Annotated in this window: 8 protein-coding genes; 4 read left to right on the forward strand and 4 right to left on the reverse strand. The window is 66.8% G+C overall.

Going from position 1 to position 6032, the window contains the following annotated elements:
* Nucleotides 1-178: 178 nt before the first annotated feature.
* From AC1VAN_RS08175 to AC1VAN_RS08190, 4 genes are all read left to right on the forward strand, one after another.
* Nucleotides 179-646: a DUF2975 domain-containing protein gene (locus AC1VAN_RS08175; protein ID WP_442251637.1), complete on the forward strand. Its 468-nt coding sequence runs from the start codon at nt 179-181 to the stop codon at nt 644-646.
* Between the two features lie 13 nt (nt 647-659).
* A complete protein-coding gene (locus AC1VAN_RS08180) occupies nt 660-884 on the forward strand; it encodes a helix-turn-helix domain-containing protein (protein WP_025873919.1) in 225 nt (74 codons plus the stop codon).
* Between the two features lie 62 nt (nt 885-946).
* Nucleotides 947-2485 (forward strand): TerC family protein, encoded by a 1539-nt coding sequence (locus AC1VAN_RS08185; RefSeq protein WP_480985602.1) that lies wholly within the window; start codon nt 947-949, stop codon nt 2483-2485.
* A gap of 82 nt (nt 2486-2567) precedes the next feature.
* Nucleotides 2568-3704 carry a metallophosphoesterase gene (locus AC1VAN_RS08190; RefSeq protein ID WP_480985604.1) on the forward strand — a complete coding sequence of 379 codons (1137 nt, stop codon included), beginning with the start codon at nt 2568-2570 and terminating at the stop codon, nt 3702-3704.
* 36 nt (nt 3705-3740) lie between these two features.
* Here AC1VAN_RS08190 and AC1VAN_RS08195 read toward each other — a convergent pair whose 3' ends face one another.
* The 4 genes from AC1VAN_RS08195 to AC1VAN_RS08210 all read right to left on the reverse strand — a co-directional run.
* Nucleotides 3741-4475, reverse strand: coding sequence for an SDR family NAD(P)-dependent oxidoreductase (locus tag AC1VAN_RS08195; protein WP_025873916.1), 735 nt, complete (start codon nt 4473-4475; stop codon nt 3741-3743).
* 23 nt (nt 4476-4498) lie between these two features.
* Complete coding sequence (locus tag AC1VAN_RS08200) at nt 4499-5137, reverse strand: ferric reductase-like transmembrane domain-containing protein (RefSeq protein WP_480985603.1); 639 nt, start codon at nt 5135-5137, stop codon at nt 4499-4501.
* A 50-nt stretch (nt 5138-5187) separates the two neighbouring features.
* On the reverse strand, nt 5188-5922 hold the full coding sequence (locus AC1VAN_RS08205) for an HvfC family RiPP maturation protein (protein ID WP_312963529.1): 735 nt from the start codon (nt 5920-5922) through the stop codon (nt 5188-5190).
* On the reverse strand, nt 5915-6032 hold a 118-nt coding region (locus AC1VAN_RS08210; protein ID WP_480985605.1), incomplete at its 5' end, for a multinuclear nonheme iron-dependent oxidase. The genes AC1VAN_RS08205 and AC1VAN_RS08210, both read right to left, overlap by 8 nt.

The raw sequence follows: 6032 nt of genomic DNA on the forward strand, positions 1-6032 counted from the left end.
GAGTACACGCGATTCAGCCAACAGCCCGGGGATGTGATATATCGTTTATCGATAAATCCACCCCGGGGCGGCAGGGCCGCTCCACATCGGAGGCTGCTTGACCGCTCGTCCCGCCCGCGCCCTTCCTGCGCGCGGCTTGTTCACCCTGGCCCAGACCGCCGTGCAGGCGGTGCGCGCGATGTGCTGGCTGGGCATCCTGGCCGCGCTGCTGGCGGTGCCGCTGGTGGCCTACGACCGCAACTGGCTGCTGGACAGCGTGCACGACGCGCAGGCCGCGGCCGTGCACGGTTCGCATCTGTTCCTGCATTTCTGCGTGGGCCTGGCCGCCATCGTCGCACTACTGGTGCTGTGCCTGGTGTTCCTGCGCCACCTGGCGCGGCTGCTGCGTTCTGCGGCCAACGAACGCCCCTTCACCCATGCCAATGCCGTACGCCTGCAACGCATGGCCTGGCTGATGCTGGCGATGGAGGTGCTGTCCATCGTGATCGGTCTGTATGCCAGCTGGATGGGGCCGGACTTTGCGTGGATGGAAGTTGGCGGTGGCATGTCGATCACCGGCCTGGTGGCCGTGCTGATGCTGTTCGTGCTGGCGCGGGTGTTCGCCGTTGGCGCAGCGATGCGCGACGATCTGGACGGTGTGATTTGATGAGCATGATCTGATGGCGATCGTCATCACCCTCGACCGCATGCTGCAGCAGCGCGGCATGACCTTGTCCGAGCTGGCCGGGCGCATCGACATCACCCTGGCCAACCTGTCGATCCTGAAGACCGGCAAGGCACGCGCAATCCGCTTTTCCACCCTCGATGCGATCTGCCGCGAACTGCAATGCAGCCCTGGCGACCTGCTCGGGCATGACCCTGCGCAGGCGCAGGATGCGGATTGAGCCTGGCTGCGCCGCACGCCTGCACCGCACCACTTTTCCCTTACTGACGAAACGGACCTGAAATGGAATGGTTGGCTGACCCCTCGATATGGATGGGCCTTGCAACCCTGGTCGTGCTGGAGATCGTTCTSGGCATCGACAACCTGGTGTTCATCGCSATCCTGGCCGACAAGCTGCCGCCGCACCAGCGCGACCGCGCGCGGGTGATCGGCCTGGCATTGGCGCTGCTGATGCGGCTGGTGCTGCTGGCTGCGTTGGCCTGGATCATGAAACTGACCGAACCACTGGTCACGCTGCTGGAGCACAGCTTCTCCGGCCGCGATCTGATCCTGCTCGGCGGCGGCCTGTTCCTGCTGTTCAAGGGCACCATGGAGCTGCACGAGCGGCTTGAAGGCCGCGAGCATCACGAGGATGGCAAGAAGGTCTATGCCAGCTTTGCGATGGTGGTGGCGCAGATCGTGGTGCTTGATGCGGTGTTCTCGCTGGATTCGGTGATCACCGCGGTCGGCATGGTCGACAACCTCGGCGTGATGTATGCGGCGGTGACCATCGCGATGGCGCTGATGCTGCTGGCCAGCAAGCCSCTGACSCGCTTCGTCAACRMGCACCCSACCGTGGTGGTGCTGTGCCTGGGCTTCCTGCTGATGATCGGTTTCAGCCTGGTGGCCGAGGGCCTGGGCTACAGGATTCCGAAGGGGTACCTGTACGCGGCCATCGCGTTCTCGATCCTGGTGGAAGCGTTCAACCAGTGGATACGTTTCAACCGCGAGCGCAACGAGCAGCGCCAGCCGTTCCGCCAGCGTACTGCCGATGCCGTGCTGCGGCTGCTGGGTGCGCGCCAGGCCAATGGCCACGATGAGGATGAAGCCGATGAGCGCGGCAGCACCGAAGAACGCCTGCAGCCCGCCGAGCACGAGATGATCCGCAGTGTGCTGGGCCTGGCCGACCGTCCGGTATCGAGCGTGATGACGGTGCGTGCCGACGTGCAGTGGATCGACATGGCGCGTGGTCACGACGATGTGGTCGCACGCCTGGTGGCGTCGCCGCATACGCGGATGCTGGTGGGCGAGGGCGACCTGGACAGCCTGCGTGGCGTGGTGCAGAGCCGTGACCTGCTGGCCGACCTGCTGCAGGGCAAGCCACTGCAACTGGAAGGCAACCTGCGCGAGCCGCAGTACGTGCTGTCCAGCGCCAGTGCGTTGCAGGCCCTGGAGCTGATCCGCCAGCACCCGGTGCCGTTGGCAGTGGCGGTGGACGAGTACGGCAGCGTGGAAGGCCTGGTAACGGCCAACGATCTGCTGGCGGCGATCGCCGGTGATCTGGCCGATACCCAGGACGAGCGCTATGGCGTGGTTGCACAGGGCGAGGACTGCTGGGACGCCGACGGCGCGCTGACCCTGGACGACCTGCAGCGGCTGGCCGGCGTGTCGCTGCCGCGCAGCGCGGACTACATGACCATTTCCGGGCTGGTGCTGGAGCAACTGGGGCGCCTGCCCGACATCGGCGACACGCTGGAGGTGGCCGGTATCCGCATCACCGTGCTGGCGATGGAGAAGCGGCGCATCACGCGGCTGCGGGTGGAACGCCTGCCGGAAGCGTGACGATGTCGGGGCTGGGCCCATGCCCGGCTCTATCCATTGCCATCTTCTGCCGTCACCATGGCGGGCCTGTTCGCCGTTCTGGATTGTCGTAGTGCTGAGTACGATTGGTTTTCTGATGGGCCTGTATGTGGCCTGGCGCCTGTTCTGGCCGCTGCGCCTGCCTGTCTGGTCGAAGGTGGTGCTGTCGGTGCTGCTGGTGGGCATTGCCGTGCAGCTGCGCATCGTCGCCAGCTTCTGGGGCACGATGGCCTCCCCGGAAATTCCGAAGATGGTCATTGCCACGCTGGCCACCGGTTCCACCGCCGTGCTGCTGCTGGCTCTGGCGTTGCTGGTGCTGGACGCCGGCCTGTTGGCCGCGCGCCTGCTGCGCGCACCGCGCGTCCTTTCCGTACTGCGCAGCAAGGCGCTGCGCCCTTCTGCCGCGGTGCTTGCGCTGCTGCTCAGTGCCTTCGGTGTCAGCCAGRGCATGGCCGTACCCAAGCCACGGCAGATCGAGGTGGCCATCAGCGGACTGCCGCAGGCCTTCGATGGCTACCGTGTGCTGCAGCTCACCGACATCCACGCCAGCCGCCTGCTGACCGGCGACTGGGTGCGCCAGGTCGTGGCTGCAAGCAACGCACTGCAACCGGATCTGGTGGTGATCACCGGCGACCTGATCGACGGCAGCGTGCAGGCGCGCCGCAACGATTACACCCCACTGGCGGACCTGCGTGCGCCGGACGGGGTGATCGCCATTACCGGCAACCACGAGTACTACGCGCAGTACAGCGAATGGATGCAGGCCTTCCGTGCACTGCACATGCAGGTGCTGGAAAACAGCCACACCCAGGTGCGCCGTGGCGGGGCAGCACTGACCATCGCCGGCGTCACCGACCCGGTCGCCGCACGCTATGGCCTGCCGCTGCCCGACCTGGAGGCCGCCCTGGCCGGTGCCGACCCCMGCGCACCGGTGATCCTGCTCGACCAYCGGCCACGCAATGCACGCGAGGCCGCTGCACGCGGKGTGAARCTGCARCTSTCCGGGCACACCCATGGCGGMCAGATCATCGGCATGGACCAGCTGGTGAAGCGCGCCAACGGCGGCTTCGTCTCCGGTCGCTACGCGGTGGATGGCATGACGYTGTACGTGAGCAACGGYGCCGGCCTGTGGGCCGGGTTCCCGGCSCGCATCGGCGTACCGTCGGAGATYACGATGATCACCCTGCGCCGGGCGCCGTGATGCGGTGGGGTGTGGGATGGGGGATCGTGCAACGGCTCAGAGGATGAAGCCTCCATCGATGGTCAGGCTGCTGCCTGTCATGTAGCCCGCTTCCGGCCCCGCTACCCAACTGGCCAATGACGCGATCTCGGCAGGCTGGGCAATGCGGCCCAGGGGTACCCGCGCAGCAAGCTTTTCATCCAGCCCGGCGGTGATGTCGGTCGCAGTCGGGCCGGGTTGTAGGTTGTTGATGGTGATGCCGCTGGGGGCCAGCTCCAGCGCCAGCTCGCGCACCAGAGCGGCCACCGCCGCCTTGCTCATCGCATACAGGCTGCTGCCGGGCGAACCACTGCGCACGGCAGTGTTGCTGCCGATGGTGATGATGCGGCCACCGCCGGACAGATGCGGCAGGGCCGCCTGGATGGCCAGCACCACGCCACGTATGTTCACCGCCAGCAGCTGGTCCAGCGTAGGCAGATCCACGCTGTCGATCGGTGTATGCCGGTACAGGCCGGCATTGACCACCAGCACATCCAACCCACCGAAGGCCTGCGCAGCGGCGGCCACGGCCCGGCGCAACGCATCGGCATCGCTGCTGTCAGCCTGGAAGGCGAGCGCGCGGCCACCGTGCGCGCGGATGGCATCAAGCGATGCCTGCGCCCCATCGGGGCGCGAGACGTGGGTGATGGCGACGTCATGGCCATCAACGGCCAAGCGTTGCGCAATGGCCGCACCGATGCCGCGTGAGCCGCCGATGACCAGTGCACGGCGGCGAGAGGAAGAGACTGTCATGTTCAAACTCCGGTTGGGGATGATCAGGCCGCTGGCAGGGAAGGACGGGCGTGGGCGCTGCGGCGCAGCGACTGAGCACGTTTGGCGATCCAGCGGACCACGAAGGCGGTGAACAGCAGTGCCGAAGGCACCGCATACCAGAAGTTCGTGGGTACACGTTTGAAGTACGAATAGGTGAACACCGCCGCGATGACCCACATGCCGGTGACGTGCAGTCGCCGCCAGGCGGTTGGACCCATGCGCCGGGCGATGCTCCGGTGCGAGGTGATGGCCAGCGCCAGGATGGCCACGTAACCCATCGTTCCGGGAAGATTGGCAAGGGCGGAGCGCGCTGGCCAGAACGCCGGATYGAGGATGCCGAACGCGGTGATGGCGAAGGCATGCAGCAGATGCGAGAACGCAAACGACAGGCCGATGATGCGGCGTTCGCGCATCAGGAAGCGGGTGGTCGGCCCGGGCAGCAGGGTGGCAAATGACGATGCCGTAAACGCGGCCAGGAACAGCAGGAACGACGTGCGGGCAGTGACCCGGATCGCTGCGCGGCTGCCCTCGGCCAGATCCGGTTGCAGAGCGAAGGCTGCCAGCGCAAAGGCGATCAGGACTGCGGCGATGGCCATGAACAGGCGCCAGCCATGCAGCAAGGAAGTGTTGGAAACAGCCATGGTCAGACCTCGAATCAGATAGGGGTAGTGCCGGCCGCTGGCCGGCAATCTCAGAACCCGGTCAGCGCGACCAGCACGCCGGCCGCGCACAGTTCGCCCAGCAAGGGCGCGGCCACCACGCGCAGTGCATCGTTGGCCACGCCATGCGCCTCAGCCAGCGCCTGCCGGGCGTCGTCCACGCGCGCACCCTCGTTGCCAAATGACGACAACAGCGCATATGCAAGCGGTGCCAGTTCCTCGACCTGAAGGCGGTCGTCCGCCAGGCGACGCAGCAGCAGAAGTGTCGGCTCGCTGGCGGGCGCATCGTCCAGTCCGGCGTCCTCATGCACCGGCCACTGGTAGCCCAGTACCCGCACCAGCGGCGACAGCGCCAGCACGTCGCTGCCCGCAGGCATGGAGTGCAACGAATGCCCGGCATCACGCGCTTCGATGTGCAGTGCCTGCTGCGTGCTCTCGTAGTGCGCCAGTTCCGCCGCCCAGCCGGGCAGCGCGAACGTGTCCTGCGCCGCCAGCCAGGCAGCGAACTCGCTGGCGATCTGCGGGAACAGCGGGGTGTGGCAGTCGTGGTACGCGTAGTAGTGCTCGACCAGGCCACGCCAGCGCGCTTCGCCCAGTTGTTGATGCAGGCGCGGCAGGCTGCCGGCCAGCAGGTTGTCCAGGCTGTCGATGCACAGGCGGCGGTAGATCGCCAGCCGCCATGCCGCGATGCCATCGGGTGCTGGCATCGAGGGATCGCGCACATGGTCGGCCCAGCGCCCCTGCAACGTGGCCAGGGACTCAGCCATGGGCCACCTCCGGCAACTCGGCGTCGGCCTGGGCCCTACGGATCTGTTGCACTTCAGCCAGCAGTTCGGCCAGCGGCGGGAAATTGAAGTCGCGCTCCAGCAGAGTGGGG

The sequence above is a fragment of the Stenotrophomonas sp. 05L44_2 genome (assembly GCF_056665995.1).